This is a genomic window from Marinilabilia rubra (genome assembly GCF_003121985.1).
Taxonomy (GTDB): Bacteria; Bacteroidota; Bacteroidia; order Bacteroidales; family Marinilabiliaceae; genus Marinilabilia; species Marinilabilia rubra.
Map to the genome: position 1 here is coordinate 83,626 of NZ_QEWP01000015.1, position 18,218 is coordinate 101,843.

Here is an 18,218-nt window from a genome sequence, read left to right on the forward strand (position 1 = left end):
CGCTCTACTTTGATACAATATTTCCGGTTTCATCAACAACATTATATACTTTAGCTTCACCAAAGGAAGTCATATCGTTAAGCATAGCAACACTTCCCTGAATGATAGGATATGCAAGAGCTGAGCCAGTCCCCTCCCCCAGGCGGAGGTCAAGATTCAGAACTGCACGTCCATTCATATGATCAAGCATTTTCACATGTCCGTATTCTTTGGAACAGTGCGAGAAAACAGCATAATCTCTTACTGCAGGGCAGATTTCATAAGCAGCCAGGAATGCGGAAGTGGTAATAAAACCATCCACAACAATCAACATACGACGTTGAGCAGCTTCTAACATTGCACCCGCCATGGTGGCAATTTCAAGTCCGCCATAAGTTGCCAGGTTTTGTTCAGGTTTATCGGAAACACCATGTTTTTCAAATGCCTGACGCAATACGCTGGCTTTATGTTGAACGCCTTTTTGATCCAAACCACATCCGGGTCCGGTACACTCTTCCACAGGCAAACCGGTAAAAACTGAAAGCAAGGCAGTGGCAGGAGAAGAGTTTCCAATTCCCATTTCACCAAACCCAACCACATTGCTTCCTTTTTCAGCAAATAAAGCCATAATGTCCCTACCATTCCGAATGGCTTCATCGCATTCATCAATTGTCATTGCAGGCTCTTTCAGAAAGTTACGCGTGGCTTTACGCACTTTCTTATCAATCAATCGTGGATGTGCCTCAAAGTCGTGATCAACACCGGCATCTACCACATACAAATCGAAACCATATTGTTTGCAGAATAATCCGATTCCACCACCACCATTGATGAAATTACTGACCTGCTGCCACGTAATCCGGGTAGGTACCGGACTTACCCCCTCCTCGGTAATGCCATGATCGGATGCTACGGTTAGCATGACAGGCGATTTAAGTTCAGGCTTTGTGGTTTCCTGAATAAGACCGATTTGCAGGGCCAACTCCTCCAGAAATCCCAAAGAGCCAACAGGCTTGGTCTTCTGATCGATATTGTGCTGAAGAAGTTTTCTTAGCTCACCATTTTCGATGGGCTGAATGTTTAGGTTGTTTAGTGAATTCATAGATCTATTATTTTAATGTGAAGACACAACAGAAGAGGTTAGAAAATGAAATCTCTGCACGTTGCGCTACCCAAGGTAAATCAGTAAAAATAAAGGCTGCAACAACCAATACTATCATGGATATTTCCACTGCTCTGTTGATTTGAATTGTTTTTTTCAGATCATTTATATTTAACGTCCGCAGGTTTGTACCAATCTTCGGTTTGGGAACCAATTTCCCCAAATAGGCATGATCCCCGCCAAACTGTACACCCAGGGTTCCTGCCAAAGCTGCTTCAGGAAATCCGGCATTGGGACTCTTATGGGCCCGTCCAAATCGAAAAATGTATTGAAAAGCTCTTGAGTTAAATCCACATAAAGCCATTAATAAAGCTGTAATTCTGGCCGGAATATAATTGGCAACATCATCCAGGCGGGCTGCAAATTTTCCGAAATATTCGTATTTATCATTTTGGTAACCAATCATTGAATCTAAGGTGTTGACCATCTTGTAGACCATCATTCCGGGAACACCGGCAATAGCCAACCAAAACAAAGGAGCCACCACTCCGTCACTGAGGTTTTCGGCCAATGTTTCAAGTGTTGCGGTTTTTATTTCATGACTATTAAGGTTGGTCGTATCCCGGCCTACTATGCGGCCAACCTGCTTTCGCCCCTCTTCAATGCCTGTCTGTAGCTTTTCAAAAACAGCTTTCCCTTCACGAATGAGGGTAGTTCCGGCCAGGCCGAAGAAAATAAAGACCGCTTTCAAACCGGTAACCAGCCAAATATTTATCTGAATAATGCCCATAAGCAACAATTCAAAAAAGAGAAACACTCCGGTGACCAATATCATAGTCACCAACATTCCTCTTATAAATCGTCTTTTTCCCCGGTTACAAGTCTTGTCAAAAAAAGCAATGAGTTTTCCATACACGACTACCGGATGTGGCAACCACGAGGGATCGGCCAGAAAGCGGTCGAGCATCCAGGCAACAATTAAAGCGGGTATAAGTATGTTCAACTCCATTCTTTGAGTACTTCAATAAGTTGATTGTTCTCTTCGTGCGATTGCACAGATATCCTGAAGCAGCTATCTGACAACCCTTTAAAATTAGAAGCATCCCGGATTAAAATGCCACAATCATGAGCCAATTGTTCTTTCAAATCTGCTGCAAGTACGGGAGTTTCCACCAAAAAGAAAGTAGTTAAGGAAGCTACAACATTAAATCCATCTATCCCTTTTATTTCATTTTGCAATCGAAGCGATTCCTTAATGTGTTTGGAAATTTCAGTTTTATCCAGGTTCAAATTAGAAAAACAAAACCTTCCTGCTTCCAGCGCCAGGGCATTAATCCGCCAGGGCATCACCTGTTTTTGCAAGCGATCTATAATGAAAGGATTGGCCAAAAGGTATCCCAACCTCAGGCCGGGAATCGCAAAATTTTTGGTTAATGATTTCACGATGATCAAATTCTTGTATCCGGTTAAGCAGGTTTCAAGAGAAATATCTGTGTTCAGAAAATCAGAGTAAGCTTCATCAACCACAAATATCACACTTGGATTTGCTACAATCTGTATCAGTAGCTTTTCCTTATCATAAATGCGACCATCCGGGTTATTGGGGTTACAGATCCAAACCAAATCGGTTTCTGAATAATCTGTCTCTTCAAACTTTGTGTGGTGGAGAGACTCAATTTTGTGATTTGACTTTCGGCAAGCATCTTCATACTCCGAAAAAGAGGGATAAAAGATAAGAGACTTTCTGCCCTGAAACAACTCTGCAATCAGGTAAAAGGCCTCCACGGCACCATTTGTAACCATTGCGCTTCCGACCGGCAATTGTTTTACATCCTCTATGCGACTGGCAAGGCTTTCGCCCAATGGTTCCGGATAGCGTTCAATACATTTCATTTGCAAACACAAGTACTCTTTTAAAGCCGAATTAAGACCCGACGGGATAACATTCGAACTGAAATTGATTCGAATATCAGGGAAATCATATATATCGTCACCGTGCCCTTTTATCATTCTGCCAGGATTTTATAGACCATATCCATATTCACATTCTGCCGGATATGGTCAGCCAACAGATCGTACTGCCGTTGTTTAAATTCTTCGTAATTGGTAGTTGTTGATTTTCCCTGTACGTAAGGTTTCAATAAATCCTCTATTACAATGGGGTTGTCCAATATTCCATGCATATAGGTGCCCCAGATACATTTATTCATCAGACAACCTTCAGGTTTTCCATTCTCCAGTTGATTAAGAGCCTCTATCCCTTGCCTTTGGGTTTGTCCCATATGAATTTCATAGCCAACACAATTCTCCTTATAATCCTTATAAAAAAACGAGGTCCGAACGGTTGATTTTTCCAATTCCAGGGTGGTGGTCACCGGCAAAATATTTAATCCGGGAACAGCATCAACATTACCCTCAATATGCCTGGGATCTTCAATACGGGAACCCATCATCTGATATCCGCCACAAATACCAATAACCGTTTTGCCTGATCTTGACTGACGAATAATTTCGGCAGCGACACCATTGCGGCGCAGTTCCATTAAATCGGCAATGGTACTTTTTGATCCCGGCAGTATGATGATATCCGCTTTTTTGATTTCTTCTGTATTATTGGTGTAATAGAGATTCACCCGCTCATCCTGCTCTAACCGGTTGAAATCGGTAAAATTGGAAAGCCTTCTCAAATGAACCACTGCCACATTGATTTTATTATCTATGGCAAACGTTGCTTTGCGTTCCAGTGACACCGAATCTTCCTCCTCAATGCTGATATGAGTGAAAGCAGGAATAATACCAATTACAGGCACCCCAGTCAAGTCTTCCAGAATCTTTCGTCCCTCATCAAACAACGACACATCACCGCGGAATTTATTGATGATAATGCCTTTGATTTGTTTTCGTTCATGGGATTCTAGCAGTTGAATAGATCCATAAACCGAAGCAAAGACACCGCCCCGCTCAATATCAGCAACGAGAATAGTTGATGCATTAACAGCAGAAGCCATCCGCATATTAACGATGTCGTTGTTTTTCAAATTCAGTTCTGCAATGCTCCCTGCACCTTCCAGCACTACAGGATTATAGTCTTTCTGTAACCGTTTGAAGGAATTCTGAACTTCAGTAAATAACTGATCTTTGATCTCTCCCCTGAAATAACTCCCGGCAGAGTAATTCCCGAGCACTTTTCCATTGACAATTACCTGCGATTGTTTGTCCGATCCCGGTTTCAGCAACACAGGATTCATATCGGTATGGCAGTCCACCCGGCATGCTTCGGCCTGCACGGCCTGAGCCCGACCAATCTCCCCACCATCGGCTGTCACAAAACTATTTAGTGACATATTCTGGGCCTTAAACGGAACCGGACGGTATCCATCTTGCAGGAAAATGCGACAGAAGCCGGCAGCCAGCACACTTTTCCCAACATCGGAAGCAGTACCGACAATCATTAGTGGATGCTTAATTTTATCAATCATAAATTCATATATGTAAGATTATTAGATGTAAGATTAATGGCACGGATTAGCTTTAAACACTCTTTGATTCCCCATTCCAAATTATTAATCATTCCATCACTCTTTTCAATTTGTCTTATGCAACTACAGTTGTTTTCCACTGCTCCTCTGAGCCTCCTCCATCCCCTCTCCTTCATGCCCCATGCTATTTCCCTTTCTACCATCCCCCCTTACTCTCTATTGCTCTTCCCTTTCCATATCACCCAAATCACCACCGGAGCCCCCACAAAAGCTGTAACCGAATTGATGGGTAACTCTTGTTCTATCCCTGGAAGGCGGGCTGCCAGATTACAGAGAAGTGCCATTGCACCCCCGAGAACAGCAGAATTAACAATCAGATAAATATGATTGGCTGTTCGGGATAGCAATTTGGCCATATGTGGAACAGCCACACCAATAAAAATTATCGGTCCGCAAAAAGAGGTAACTAAAGCTGTAAGAACCCCGGCTGAAAATATGGCCAGAAACCTTGCACGTTTTATTCGCAAGCCCAAATTGACAGCATACCGATCCCCCAGCGACAATAAGTTCAGAGGTTTACTTAATGTTGCTGAGAAAAGAGAAACAGAAACTGCAATCACGCCAAAAATCCAGGCTTTATCGGCAGAAAGGCGGCTAAAACTTCCTAACCCCCATATTACATAGTTATGCACATCCTCTTCGGTGCTGTAAAACTTGAGCAACCCTACCAGTGACGACGAAAGGTAACCAATCATTACACCTATAATAAGGACACTTAAAGCACCTCCTATATGGTTCGAGATGAATAAGATTAACATTAAAACCATTCCTGCACCAAACAAAGCTGAAGCCACTACCGCCACATCGCCCCATAAGCCCAGGCTGTAAAAGGAAAACCCCAATACCTGACCCGAAAAAAGCATCACAAAAGCAACTCCCAAACTCGCACCGGAAGAGATTCCCAGCACTGAAGGCCCGGCAAGCGGGTTTTTAAAAAGGGTTTGCATCAGCAGCCCCGAGACACCAAGAGCCATGCCTGCACTAAGGGAAACAATAGTTTGTGGCATTCGGGTTTTGATAACGATATTCTCGAACACCACATTCCCTGATTCCCCGTTAAAAAGTGCATTGACGATTCCGGACAGGGGAATATTCACTGACCCTAAGGCCAGATTAAGCACCACAAGAAGGGCCATCAACAGGATGCCCATCAGAAAAACTATGATTATTCGTTTATTCCCTTTTTCAATCATTTACTTCTTTTTGCTTGTATCCCTTATTCTCTAATGCCTTGAATTAAGAATACTTTGATCTTAATTCACTTAAGTTTCTCATAGAAAAAGGGTTTATAATCAGTCAATAACCCAGGATGCAAAAAATGAATATAATCGGCCAGTAAGACTTCCGGTTTTACAGCTGCCTGTTCGTAAAATGGTTTTTCGCGAATGTTGCACAGAATGATGTTTCCATCTTTAGCTGCTTTAAAGTCAGCATACCTGTGGTCCTGAGACAGGAACTCTTCCAAAGAAATTCCGGGTTTTTCGGGGGTGACCACCCGCCAAAAATCGGCATGAACAGCTTTTCGATAAATAGTTTCAAAATCAACCGGGTAAGCTCCCTGATCATCATTTTTTATGACATATTCTCCTCCCGCATCTCTGAAATAATGAGCATAAAAACTATCGCCACCGGGAAGGTACCAACTACCCGAGCGTAATTTTCCGGAAAAGATTTTGGGTCGGTGATTAACATCGGCTGTCAAAGCTTTCAATTCCAGATAACGTTTTTCAATACACTTAAAGATGGAATCTGCATCAGCAGTCTTGCCGACAAATAAGGACATCATCTTGATCCATTCGGCCCTGCCCAGTGGCGTTTTTTCATTGTAGGCCGCCATGGGAACCAGTGGGATACCAAGATTTCGCAATGCATCATATCCTCCCCGTTTAAAGGGCGATACAAAAATGACATCGGGATCAAGTGAAGCTATTATTTCCAAACTAAAATTCCCCTCCTTCCCCAACCGCATCACCTTCCCTGAGTTGACTCTTTCATTCATCTCTTCATTAAAGAGATAGCGACTGCTGTTAATCCCAACTATATTTTGGATATCATCGAGGGCAAAAAAGTAGGCCAACTGAGTGGAGGAAATACAAACAATGCGTTTACAGGGCACCTGAATGACACCAGAGTTTCCTGATTTCTCAGATGCTCGATTCACTAATGTAAAAGACTGGGATACAGATTCGGTATGACTTTCATCCATATAAACGGTAAGCCGTGTGCTGTCTCCTCTCTTTTTCAGTGAAAACTCCTTTGCGTACCCCAGGGCTACTGATTCCCAATCTTTTGTTTCTCTTTTTTCGGAACCATCAAAGCGACAGGAACTCAAGCCGGAGATTACCAGCAGGGATATGAGAAGGATTCTACAATTCATGGTAAATATCCTTTAAGTGACTGATCCACAAATCCACCACCTCATCATATTCAGCCAGTCCTTTCATAATGATTTCAACATAGAAACCCTCTTCTTCGAGTCGCGATTTCCAGCTGTCCTTCTCCTCGCCGGCCATGTCATTTTGGGCATGATCTCCGGCCACAGACAGAAAGGGAGTCAGCAAGACCTTCTGAGTGCCCCGTGCTTTCATTTTCACTATAGCCTCATCCAGTAAGGGATATCCTTCAACTGTTGCCAGATGGATTTTAGAAGAGGCAGCGTTGAGGTAATATTGAAATCCGGGATAAAAAACATTAGCATTGTGATGGCTCCCATGTCCCATCAGCAGTAGTGAAGATTGCTCATCCAAACCTTTTGCAAACTTATTATGGATAAAATCCGTCATCACCTGCAAATCGTTATGCCCGCACAATAGAGGACTGCCTACTTCAATATTGACAATTCCGCGTAAAGTCTGCATAGACCTTACAATTTCAAGCAAGTCATGATATTCGGAACCGGGAATGACATGCAATGATTGAACAGCAATATGGGTAAAACCATCCTCAGCCATCTTTACAAGAGCCTGAGCCGGAGAATCAATCTCTGTTCCCTGGCGCTGAAGCTTGGCCCTGATGAATTTTGAAGTATACGCCCATCGCACCTCCACATCAGGCCATTGTGCTTTCACCTTATTATCGATATTATCAAAAGCCTTGCTGGCCAAAGGATAACTTGTACCAAATGTAACGAGCAGTATTCCTTTCTTATCCTTAGTATTTTGTGCTTTTGTACCCATAAAAGTTACAAATAAAGAGACAAATACTATTAATATCTTATGATTCATCTTCATTCAATTTATATATTTTCTTTTACACCAATTCCACATTAAAACCAATCCGGTGACAGCCACTATCAACAGACCGGCCGATACTATAAGCAAAAGGCTTTTCCGGAGCCACTCGAGCTTTAGTAAAAAAGGAAAATTGAACGTATGCAACCCCCTGTAAAGCCAACGACGCAGCCGGTATTTTAAAGTTATTTTTCGGAAGTTTTCACCGGTGGCGGCATCAATGTACAGCCATGTGTTTGATGCATCATTAAAGATAATCTTGTAAACGGGCAAAGGCTGATAGCGCATACCCGAAGGGAAATAATAGCTATCGTATTCTGTTTGTTTGGTAATTTCATAGCTTTTACCCTCAAAAATACCTGAAGAAAGAGACTTCACTTCTTCCATAGAAAGAGGTTTCTTCTTATGAATCGCAACCTTATCCTTCACAAAAACTTCTGCTTTTTGATAATGATTGGAATAAATCCCGAACTGAGACTCGCCAAGAACATTGCTATACTTTATACGCCTCACTTCAATTGTATCATCCAGGGCTTCCCATATTTCAAGAGGGGTTTTGGAGTAATTGGGCTCACTGGCATCTTTAATCTCCCAGTTTATTCTCTCTTTCTTTGCAGCTTCAATCACTACCATCCAGTCAGGAACCCCGGTCACCGAGATTAACCCGCTCAGAAGAAATGTAAAGACAAATATACCTGTGACGAAGCCGGAAATATGATGCCATTTGTAATGTAACTTACGATAGGGCGACATCCTTCCATTGCGACACGCCTTGCTGAAGCGAATAAGCCCTGCCACTATTCCTGAAATCGCTGATAGTAAGCCAACCGAAGCCAAAAATATCAGAATTCCTTTCCATACGCTTCTGTTTTGCAGCAATTCTAAAAAATAGAGCTTATGCGGAATAACCCCCAGAGCTGCCAGCCACTTACCTTTTCGGGTAGTATGCTGAATAACAGATCCGGTTTTAGCTGATATATAAATGGTTGAATGAGCTTCATCATCCATTTTACATTTATAAAAAGGCAGCAATGGTTTGTAATACGACCAGGGCACCCATTGATCCAATTCATCCTGAAGATGGATTTCAACAACGCTACTTCCTGTGTATGAAGTACTCAACCGGGCAGCATATTCGCAGGAAAAAGAATCTACTGGCTCCAATGTTCTGGCATCATAAACCAATTCTCCCCTTCGACCTTTAGGTACCCGGTAGACAGGTTGATCACCTGCCATTTCCAGTTCAACAGCATCTCCCCATTTGGACATTGGGGCTTTTAACCCGGACAAGTCCGTTCTTTCGAAGGGTATCAGATGCTGAAATCGTTGTTCCCTTGAGGCATGAGGAAAACCTTCAAAAATCAATATGATTCCCGAGAAAACCCAGACACAAAACATCAGGCTCATCAATAAGCCCGATATTTTGTGCGTTTTAATTAGTATTTTTTTAAAATTCCCCATTCAGTTCAATAGATCGTTAGACTTTTAGATACCTGCCTGACGGCAGTCAGGTAAGATTTAAGACAAACCATACAACACTGACAACCAAAGCCTTAAAACCAACACACTCATAACTTCAAAATACTGACCTATGGTCTTTTACAAGAGATTAACGGAGTTTTTTCAGTAATTACTTAGAGAAATTGACCTTAAGCTTAATAAAAAGAGTCCGGCCCGGGGTTAACGTACCATAGTGGCCACCGAAAGGACTATCATCCACAAAACCGAAAATATTGTCGATGCCTGCCGTTAAGGCAAAAGTGAAATCACCAATTTTGGTAAAAGTATGATTGGATGTAAGGTCCCAAACAGCATATCCCATGGCATTACCATCATCATAGTATTTATCATCCTGAAGGCGACCTGTAAAGCTGATATTCAAATAATAGCCGGGTCTTCCATAATCATATAATAGTCTGACGTTTCCATAGTGCTCAGCCACTCCCTCAAGGCCCTCATCAGTAGTAAGATTTCCGGCATCCACATAACTGTATCCTCCTCCAATTGTAAAACCATACCCAGCCTTCAGATTCATCAGCACATCCACCCCTTGCGAGCGGGCTTCTTCAATGTTAAAATGTTTTTTCCGGATATTAATGCCATTTTCCTTGTCACCAGATTCCGGATTGATAACCTGGTAATCAATCAAATCATTAACATCATTGCGATATCCGGTAACGCTAAAGGAAAGACCACTCTTATCATACTCCACTCCGAAAGAAGTATAAGTGGAAGTTTGTGGATCGAGATCGGGATTTCCAAGATACAAACGACCTCGCTTTTCGTAATGGTAATAAAGCTCTTTGAGAGTAGGAGCTTTGTATCCCAAACCATAAGTACCGCGCAAATTGAAATTGCCCGGGCTATAGAGAATACTCATTTTGGGAGTAAATGCACTTCCAAATTCTTTATGCTTCACATATCGCAGGCCTGCCACAATATCCAATGCCTCAAAAAAAGTAATTTCATCCTGAACATAGGCAGCCAGCGCATTAGCCGAGGCTTCTCCTTCGATCACACGACCATCGGAAAACATCTGTTCCTTCAGGTAATCCAGGCCCAATGTCAAACGGTTATTAGCGGATAATTGACTAACGTATTTAAGCCTGAGATTATCCAGACGCTGATCATTGTTCCGACTCTTGTCTCCCTTTTCGAAGCCGTTATTATCCTGATTATACTTGTAGTAGTAGAGATACTGATCGTGGTGATAATCGGCAAAAATATAGTCTTTATCTTTCAGCAGATACCTGGCTCCTGCCCCATAAGTATAATCTTCAAAGTTGTATCCGAAACCTGCTACTGAGCGCTCACGGTACATATCCTTTTCATAAGCGGATCCATCAACATAAAAGCTAAGTTTTTCAGTGGCTTTAAAAACTATCTCCTGCCTTAAAGTATAGTCATCATAAGCCTTTTGAGCCTTTTCGTCAGTTTCAATTAACGCTCCTTCATCTTCCTCGTACCTGCTCAACTGCCAGCCATCGCTGCTTTTGCGGGAAAACGAAGTATGAGTACTAACCTTACCCAGGTTAAAATCAATGGTATTGTTCTGCTGCCAGGTGTTGTAAAAACCAAGCCTTGTAGTATTAGAGATATGAATATTTTGACGAGACTCTTTAGTAATAATATTCACAACTCCTGCAATGGCATCCGATCCATAAAGCAGTGAAGCAGCTCCTTTCAGAATCTCAATGCGCTCAATATTTTCGGGATTAATGCGGCTAAGATCGGAGTTTCCACCCATGTCGCCGTAAGTACGCCGCCCGTTGATTAGAACAACAATAAAATCGTTTCTGAGACCATTAATGGTCATGAAAGCTCCCATGGTACCCGGGTTAAAATCAAAAGACGGGCTAAGTGCCATCATCAATTCGGTAAAATCGTTAGCCCCCACACTACTTATAGCTTTTGAAGTAAGTAATTCGGTGGGAACCGGTGCATTTTTAAGATGATGAGGAGTTCCCGTGCCGGTTATTACCACTTCACCCAGACCATTGACCGATTCATTTAATTGGTAGTCATGCTTATTAGATCCTGAAGTTAGGGTAATTGAATCTTTAACATGCTTAAAGCCTGAAAAGGATACGTTTAAGACATAACCAGCCGGCTTCAGATTTTGAAGAATGTAGTTTCCCTTATTGTTGGTAGCAGTCCCAATATTGGTGCCTTGCAAATATACATGAGCACCACGAAGAGGCTGGCCCGAATCATCGTAAATGGTTCCGGAAAGAGAAACCTTTTGCGCTAAAGAATAAGAAAAAAATGCCCCGAAAAACAGAGCAGAACAAAGAACAATAAACTTCTGCATGGTTAAAATAATTTTTATTAATTATTCCACCTTGCATCCATAATGATAAAGAAAAACATGCCGAACACGCGCGCGAATGTCCTAAACACATACTTCTATCCCGGAAGCAAAATGTTAGTTTAATATCATTCTGGCAGGTTTTCTGGCTCGCTCCGGTTTGAAAAGACCTTCCCGGAAACATTTTCAATTATCAATTACCATTTATCAATTACCAATTTTAAATTGCTTATTGATTATTGGTCACTGCTCATTGTTTTCTGTTTCCAGTGGCAATAGAGTTTTTCAAACCACCATTAAAGAGCTTACAGCTGCGGGTACAGCTCCGGATTTTAACCGGATTCCCTTTTATTACCCCATAAGAATTGAGGGGTAATCACCAAAATCAGGACAAATATATTGATTATTTATCAATATGAAAGAATTACGAAATATAGACTTATTTTAAACAGACCGTTAGATTTTTAGAGACAAGATTTAAGACGAGTCGTATGACATTGAAGATTTGAATATTAACACAAAACACCCTTAAAGCATAAACAACTGATTCAAGGGTTATTGTAAAAGCTTAACTGTCAACCCCCAACATCCTCTGACTTCTTTACCCTGGATTATATAAAAACGGAACATCAAGAAAAAAAAAGGCAGGCCAATTAAAATGACCTGCCCTGAATTCTATTAAAAAGACAAATATTAAAGAAGCTTCAACTTCTTCAATTCGATCTTAAGCTGTTCTCTGTTTTCATCTTCCATTTCGCAAAGAGGTGCGCGAAACACTTCTCTCACGCGCCCCATTAAAGCCAATGCAGTTTTAACAGGAAGTGGATTAGATTCCAGGAACATCAATTCCATTAAAGCTCTGTATTTAAAGAAAAGTTTTCTTGCAGCTTTGTAATCTCCATCAATTGATTCTTTCATCATTTTATGGAAATCTGCCGGAATAAGATTGGCAATAACTGAAATACACCCATCAGCTCCCATACAGTTAGCAGAAAAAGAGAGAAAATCATCTCCGCTGTATATTTTGAAGCCTTTTGGCCTGTTGGCAAGAAGTTCTGCAAAAACACTCATATCACCTCCGGCTTCCTTAATGGCGATAATATTTTTATGATTGTTCGCCAATTCAATAGCAGTGGCAGGATCAATGGTGCTTCCTGTACGACCCGGAACATTGTAAAGAATAATAGGTGCATCAACATTTTTAGCTACTTGCGAAAAATGCTTGTAAATACCTCTGTGTGATGGTTTATTATAGTAAGGTGCAACAATAAGTAGAGCATCCACTCCCAATTCAACAGCTTTTTTACTGTACTTGATACAATCGGCGGTAGAATTGCTTCCTGTTCCGGCAATTACCGGAACACGACCGTTTACTTTTTGCACACACCTTTCAATCATCTGAGCGTCTTCTGCATCACTCAAAGTTGGAGTTTCTCCGGTAGTTCCACAAACAACAATACCATCGGTATCATTTTCAATATGGAACTCCACCAACTCATCAAATGCTTCCAGGTCTATCTCTCCGTTGTCTTTAAATGGGGTTACAATGGCTACTATTGAGCCTTGCAATTGTTCAATCTGCATAGTTTGTTTTATTTTATATTAATTCAAACTTCCTTCTTTAGTAGAATGACCCTCTCACTGCATCAAGAGTCTGTAAAGCGTCAAAATCAAATGCCACCTGCCTGAAATTTAGATTCTCAAACCTCACTTCACAAAATTCAAAGGTAACACATATTCATGATTTGGTGAAATTTTTGTTTCAATCAGGCATGGGATGCAGTTTATCCGGTATTTATTGAAACTCATCAAGAAAATAATGGTCGTACGTAACTTTGAGCTACAAACAACGTTAATTGTAAAATAAAATCTCAAATTTTGTGATTATCGAATAAACCATTTACTTTTACACTGCAAAAAATAATTGATCATGAAGAAAGTAGCACTCTTTGCCTCCGTATTACTGTTGGTAGCTTTAAGCTTTTCATCTTGTAAATCTGTACAGGATTGTCCCGCATATGGACAGGCCAACGATGTTGAAAATGTTGAAGTACCTGCATAGTTTGAAATTGGCATTCAGATTACCTGAATTGAATGCATTAATTTTGGCAAAAGGTTAACCAGTTTTTTTCGGCTGCAGCCAGAAAAAGCAAATTTTTTACATAGCGATATTTGCAATATTGCTTAAGAACTTCACAGAACAAAATTATTTTCAGGGTAAAAAGGAGCATTAAAAGTGTTCCTTTTTTTATTGACACATGTTTTTTTCGGGGACTATGTTTCAATTAACGTTTATTTAAGAAATTCAGCATGTTATTTCTTGATGTTTTTGCTGCGATTTCTTACTTTTGTACCGCGAAATTGAGAAGGTATATAAATATAATCTCTAAAAAAGCGATAATATGTCAAAAATTAAGATTGGTATTAACGGTTTCGGTCGTATCGGCCGCCTGGTGTTCCGCGCCGCTCAGAATTTCGATAACGTACAAGTTGTAGGAATCAACGACCTTATTGACGTTGAATACATGGCTTACATGTTAAAATACGACTCAACTCATGGTCGTTTCGAGGGCGATGTTGAAGTAAAAGACGGTCAACTTGTTGTTAATGGCAACACAATCCGTGTTACTTCTGAAAAAAATCCTGCTGACCTTAAGTGGAGCGATGTGGCTGCTGAATACGTCGTTGAGTCAACCGGTCTTTTCCTGACTAAGGAAAAAGCTGAAGGACACATCAAAGCCGGTGCCAAAAAAGTTGTAATGTCTGCTCCTTCTAAGGACGACACACCAATGTTTGTTTGTGGTGTAAACCTTGACAAATATACTAAAGACATGGACTTCGTTTCAAACGCTTCATGCACTACTAACTGTCTGGCTCCTATCGCCAAAGTATTGAACGACAAGTTTGGTATTGTTGAAGGTTTGATGACAACTGTTCACGCTACTACTGCTACCCAGAAAACTGTTGACGGTCCTTCTATGAAAGACTGGCGCGGTGGACGTGGTGCCGGACAAAACATTATTCCTTCCTCTACCGGTGCTGCTAAAGCTGTAGGAAAAGTAATTCCTGAGTTGAACGGAAAACTAACTGGTATGGCTTTCCGTGTTCCTACTCCTGACGTATCTGTAGTAGACCTGACTTGCCGTCTGGAAAAAGGTGCTTCTTATGAAGACGTTTGCAAAGCTATGAAAGAAGCTTCTGCAGGCGAATTAAAAGGCGTGCTTGGTTACACTGAAGATGCTGTTGTTTCTAACGACTTCGTAGGTGAAACCCAGACTTCTGTATTCGACGCCGATGCTGGTATTTCTTTGAATGACAACTTTGTAAAAGTTGTTAGCTGGTACGACAACGAAATGGGTTACTCTACTAAAGTTGTAGAATTGATCGAGCACATGAATTCTGTTGACAACGCATAATTTAGTCAGCATATAACATTTAAAGCGCCTCCTTCAGACGAAGGGGGCGTTTTTTTGCGCTGTATCCATAGCCAGCGAATACCCATAGAGACATTTTTCAACAAAAGAGCCGCACGGATTGTTAAAGAGGCAGTAATATTTCTATGCAATCCGGCCATCTGACCGGTTCTGAATTGAGATAAACTGGCAAGTTTTCACTAAATTTGTCAATTCGTAACCTATAGCAACTAATCATCTTACAAAAAAATACTTAATCATGGCATTCGACATTGATATGATCAAAAAGGTCTATGCCGGAATGGACGAAAAGGTTAAAGCTGCTCGTTCACTCCTGAACCGACCTCTTACACTTACCGAAAAAATCCTTTACAGCCACCTGGCTGAAGGAATTCCCACACAAACATTTGAACGGGGAAAGTCATATGTAAACTTTGCTCCCGACAGGGTTGCGATGCAGGATGCAACGGCTCAGATGGCTTTATTGCAGTTCATGCAGGCAGGGAAAGACAAAGTAGCTGTTCCGTCAACTGTTCATGCCGACCACCTCATTCAGGCACAAGTAGGTGCCGATAAAGACCTTGAAGGAGCTAAAGTTACCAACAAAGAAGTTTACGATTTTCTAAGTTCTGTGTGTAATAAATACGGACTTGGCTTTTGGAAACCGGGAGCTGGAATTATTCACCAGGTTGTTCTTGAAAACTATGCATTCCCTGGAGGAATGATGATCGGGACAGACTCCCACACGCCTAATGCCGGAGGACTTGGAATGATTGCTGTTGGCGTTGGTGGCGCAGATGCCGTAGATGTTATGGCCGGCATGCCCTGGGAGGTAAAATTTCCGAAGTTAATTGGTGTCAAGCTGAACGGCAAATTAAACGGATGGACTGCCCCCAAAGATATTATTCTTAAAGTTGCAGGATTACTGACTGTAAAAGGCGGAACAGGTTATATTCTTGAATACTTTGGTGAGGGTGCTAAATCACTTTCGGCAACCGGAAAAGGAACCATTGGCAATATGGGAGCCGAAATTGGGGCAACTACCTCTACTTTCGGCTTTGATGAGGCCATGGAGCGTTATTTAAGGGCCACCAAACGTGACGATGTTGCTGATGAAGCCCTTAAAGTAAAAGAAAACCTGACGGGTGATCCTGAAGCCTACGCAGACCCCGAAAAATACTTTGACCAGGTCATCGAAATTGATCTGGACAAACTGGAACCTCATCTCAATGGTCCCTTTACACCCGACCTGGCAACCCCAATATCAAAAGTGCGTGAAGTAGCAAAAGAAAACGGATGGCCAACAAAGGTGGAGTTCGGACTTATTGGATCTTGCACGAACTCATCATATGAAGATATATCGAGAGCTGCATCCATTGCAAAACAAGCAGTAGATAAAGGTCTTAAAGTAAAGTCTGAATTTACAGTCACACCAGGATCAGAGCAGGTTCGCTACACCATTGACCGGGATGGTTACATAGATATCTTCGAGAAAATGGGGGGACGCGTTTTTGCCAATGCTTGTGGGCCCTGTATTGGAATGTGGGCTCGCGAAGGCGCCGACAAGCAGGAAAAGAACACCATCGTTCACTCCTTCAACCGTAACTTTGCAAAAAGAGCTGATGGCAACCCAAATACACATGCATTTGTAGGATCACCTGAATTGGTTACTGCTATTGCGATTTCAGGAGAGCTGGGATTTAACCCCCTTACCGAAACCATCAAAAATGACAAAGGAGAAGAAGTAAAACTTGATCCGCCAACAGGATATGAGTTACCTCCCAATGGGTTTGATGTAAAGGATGCCGGCTATCAGGAACCAGCCAGGGACGGATCCGGAGTTGAGGTAGTTGTTAAGCCCGACAGCAAGCGCCTGCAATTACTTACCCCTTTTGAACCATGGGATGGCAAAAACATTGCCGGAGCCAGGTTGTTGATCAAAGCGGCCGGAAAATGTACCACCGACCATATCTCGATGGCGGGCCCTTGGTTACGCTTCCGGGGTCACCTTGATAATATTTCAGACAACATGCTTATTGGAGCTATCAATGCCTTCAGCAAAGAAAGCAACAAGGTCAAAAACCAACTGACGGGAGAATATGGCAAAGTGCCTGATGTGCAGCGTGACTACAAAGCCAAGAACATTCCAACAGTTGTAGTAGGCGATCATAACTATGGAGAAGGGTCCTCTCGCGAACATGCCGCAATGGAGCCTCGTCACCTGGGAGTGAAGGTAGTGTTGGTAAAAAGTTTTGCCCGCATTCACGAAACCAATCTGAAAAAGCAGGGAATGTTGGCATTAACCTTCGAAAACGAAGACGATTATGATAAAATTCAGGAAGATGATACCTTCAACATCATTGATTTGGATCAATTTGCTCCTGATAAACCAATAACCATTGAAGTAGAACATGCAGATGGGTCAAAAGATACCATCAAGACATTACATACTTACAATCAACAGCAAATTGCATGGTATAAAGCCGGATCAGCATTGAATCTCATTGCTGCCAAAAACGCCTAAGCTGGTTGTTGAAGACACTAATTCACAAAGCCTGGAGAAAAATTTCTCCGGGCTTTTTTTGTTGACTACTCTTTCTCAATGCCCGAGAATTCCCTTAATTAGTGCTTGTCCATAAAGTCCCATTTAGGGCGTTACGCTTGCCTGAAAATTACTCATCCCGAGGGATCGGGACTGCGTATTTTCGGGCTTCGCTCCCGAAGCCTCGGGATTGTAAATGAAACTTTCTGAACACGCACATAAATTTTGACACTGTTTGCTTAGTTTATAGACGGACACAAATTAGAGAAATAAAAGTTTGGCCCACGTAATATTTATCAGCCTTTGGCGAATAAAGGATATACACGAAGAACTCCATAAGTTTGGGTAATAAAAAAAGCCACCTCGAAAAGAGATAGCTATTAATTTTGCTCCCCAGGTAGGACTTGAACCTACGACCTACGGATTAATCCCGAAGCATCGGGACCGCTCCAGCCTGATACTACTTAGAGATTGCTTTTCACTATCATCCGAGAGTTTTTTGAAATTGAGAAGAAAATTGCTGCATCCCTTTATCCATAGAGGGATAATTGCTCGTTTTGAGAAAAAAAGTCGGATGACAGTGGTATTTTCATTTGCTTGCTCTG

Annotated in this window: 14 protein-coding genes and 1 riboswitch; of the genes, 3 read left to right on the forward strand and 11 right to left on the reverse strand. The window is 41.7% G+C overall.

Annotated features, from left to right (window positions below; genetic code table 11):
• Positions 1 to 4 precede the first annotated feature (4 nt).
• The 10 genes from cobT to dapA all read right to left on the reverse strand — a co-directional run bounded on the left by cobT (position 5) and on the right by dapA (position 13,242).
• Entirely contained in the window at positions 5 to 1,081 is a 1,077-nt protein-coding gene (cobT, locus tag DDZ16_RS15895) for a nicotinate-nucleotide--dimethylbenzimidazole phosphoribosyltransferase (protein WP_109265477.1), read from the reverse strand.
• Between the two features lie 7 nt (positions 1,082 to 1,088).
• Positions 1,089 to 2,090 (reverse strand): adenosylcobinamide-phosphate synthase CbiB, encoded by a 1,002-nt coding sequence (cbiB, locus tag DDZ16_RS15900; RefSeq protein ID WP_109265478.1) that lies wholly within the window; start codon positions 2,088 to 2,090, stop codon positions 1,089 to 1,091.
• Complete coding sequence (locus DDZ16_RS15905; RefSeq protein WP_109265479.1) at positions 2,081 to 3,091, reverse strand: aminotransferase class I/II-fold pyridoxal phosphate-dependent enzyme; 1,011 nt, start codon at positions 3,089 to 3,091, stop codon at positions 2,081 to 2,083. Before DDZ16_RS15905 ends, cbiB begins: the two co-directional genes overlap by 10 nt.
• The gene (locus tag DDZ16_RS15910) at positions 3,088 to 4,560 is read right to left on the reverse strand and encodes a cobyric acid synthase (RefSeq protein ID WP_109265480.1); all 1,473 of its coding nucleotides are present in this window, start codon (positions 4,558 to 4,560) and stop codon (positions 3,088 to 3,090) included. The genes DDZ16_RS15905 and DDZ16_RS15910 overlap by 4 nt, the downstream gene beginning before the upstream one ends.
• A 209-nt stretch (positions 4,561 to 4,769) precedes the next feature.
• Positions 4,770 to 5,813, reverse strand: a complete 1,044-nt coding sequence (locus DDZ16_RS15920; RefSeq protein WP_109265482.1) for a FecCD family ABC transporter permease — start codon at positions 5,811 to 5,813, stop codon at positions 4,770 to 4,772.
• 65 nt (positions 5,814 to 5,878) lie between these two features.
• On the reverse strand, positions 5,879 to 6,997 hold the full coding sequence (locus tag DDZ16_RS15925) for an ABC transporter substrate-binding protein (protein WP_109265483.1): 1,119 nt from the start codon (positions 6,995 to 6,997) through the stop codon (positions 5,879 to 5,881).
• The gene (locus DDZ16_RS15930; protein WP_158275690.1) at positions 6,987 to 7,844 is read right to left on the reverse strand and encodes a sirohydrochlorin cobaltochelatase; all 858 of its coding nucleotides are present in this window, start codon (positions 7,842 to 7,844) and stop codon (positions 6,987 to 6,989) included. The genes DDZ16_RS15925 and DDZ16_RS15930 overlap by 11 nt, the downstream gene beginning before the upstream one ends.
• 6 nt (positions 7,845 to 7,850) lie before the next feature.
• Complete coding sequence (locus tag DDZ16_RS15935) at positions 7,851 to 9,311, reverse strand: PepSY domain-containing protein (RefSeq protein ID WP_109265485.1); 1,461 nt, start codon at positions 9,309 to 9,311, stop codon at positions 7,851 to 7,853.
• Positions 9,312 to 9,480: 169 nt separating this feature from the next.
• Positions 9,481 to 11,661, reverse strand: a complete 2,181-nt coding sequence (locus tag DDZ16_RS15940) for a TonB-dependent receptor (RefSeq protein WP_109265486.1) — start codon at positions 11,659 to 11,661, stop codon at positions 9,481 to 9,483.
• A 115-nt stretch (positions 11,662 to 11,776) separates the two neighbouring features.
• Positions 11,777 to 12,057: riboswitch (cobalamin riboswitch) on the reverse strand.
• Between the two features lie 294 nt (positions 12,058 to 12,351).
• Entirely contained in the window at positions 12,352 to 13,242 is an 891-nt protein-coding gene (gene dapA, locus DDZ16_RS15945) for a 4-hydroxy-tetrahydrodipicolinate synthase (RefSeq protein ID WP_109265487.1), read from the reverse strand.
• Positions 13,243 to 13,588: 346 nt separating this feature from the next.
• On the opposite strand from dapA, the gene DDZ16_RS21055 reads away from it, so the two are divergent.
• The 3 genes from DDZ16_RS21055 to DDZ16_RS15955 all read left to right on the forward strand — a co-directional run bounded on the left by DDZ16_RS21055 (position 13,589) and on the right by DDZ16_RS15955 (position 17,595).
• Positions 13,589 to 13,720 (forward strand): hypothetical protein, encoded by a 132-nt coding sequence (locus DDZ16_RS21055; protein ID WP_262511942.1) that lies wholly within the window; start codon positions 13,589 to 13,591, stop codon positions 13,718 to 13,720.
• A 340-nt stretch (positions 13,721 to 14,060) separates the two neighbouring features.
• Positions 14,061 to 15,074, forward strand: coding sequence for a type I glyceraldehyde-3-phosphate dehydrogenase (gene gap, locus DDZ16_RS15950; protein WP_109265488.1), 1,014 nt, complete (start codon positions 14,061 to 14,063; stop codon positions 15,072 to 15,074).
• A gap of 256 nt (positions 15,075 to 15,330) precedes the next feature.
• A complete protein-coding gene (locus tag DDZ16_RS15955) occupies positions 15,331 to 17,595 on the forward strand; it encodes an aconitate hydratase (protein ID WP_109265489.1) in 2,265 nt (754 codons plus the stop codon).
• Positions 17,596 to 18,030: 435 nt separating this feature from the next.
• Here the strand turns inward: DDZ16_RS15955 and DDZ16_RS21015 are convergent.
• On the reverse strand, positions 18,031 to 18,218 hold a 188-nt coding region (locus tag DDZ16_RS21015; protein WP_232526766.1), incomplete at its 5' end, for a hypothetical protein.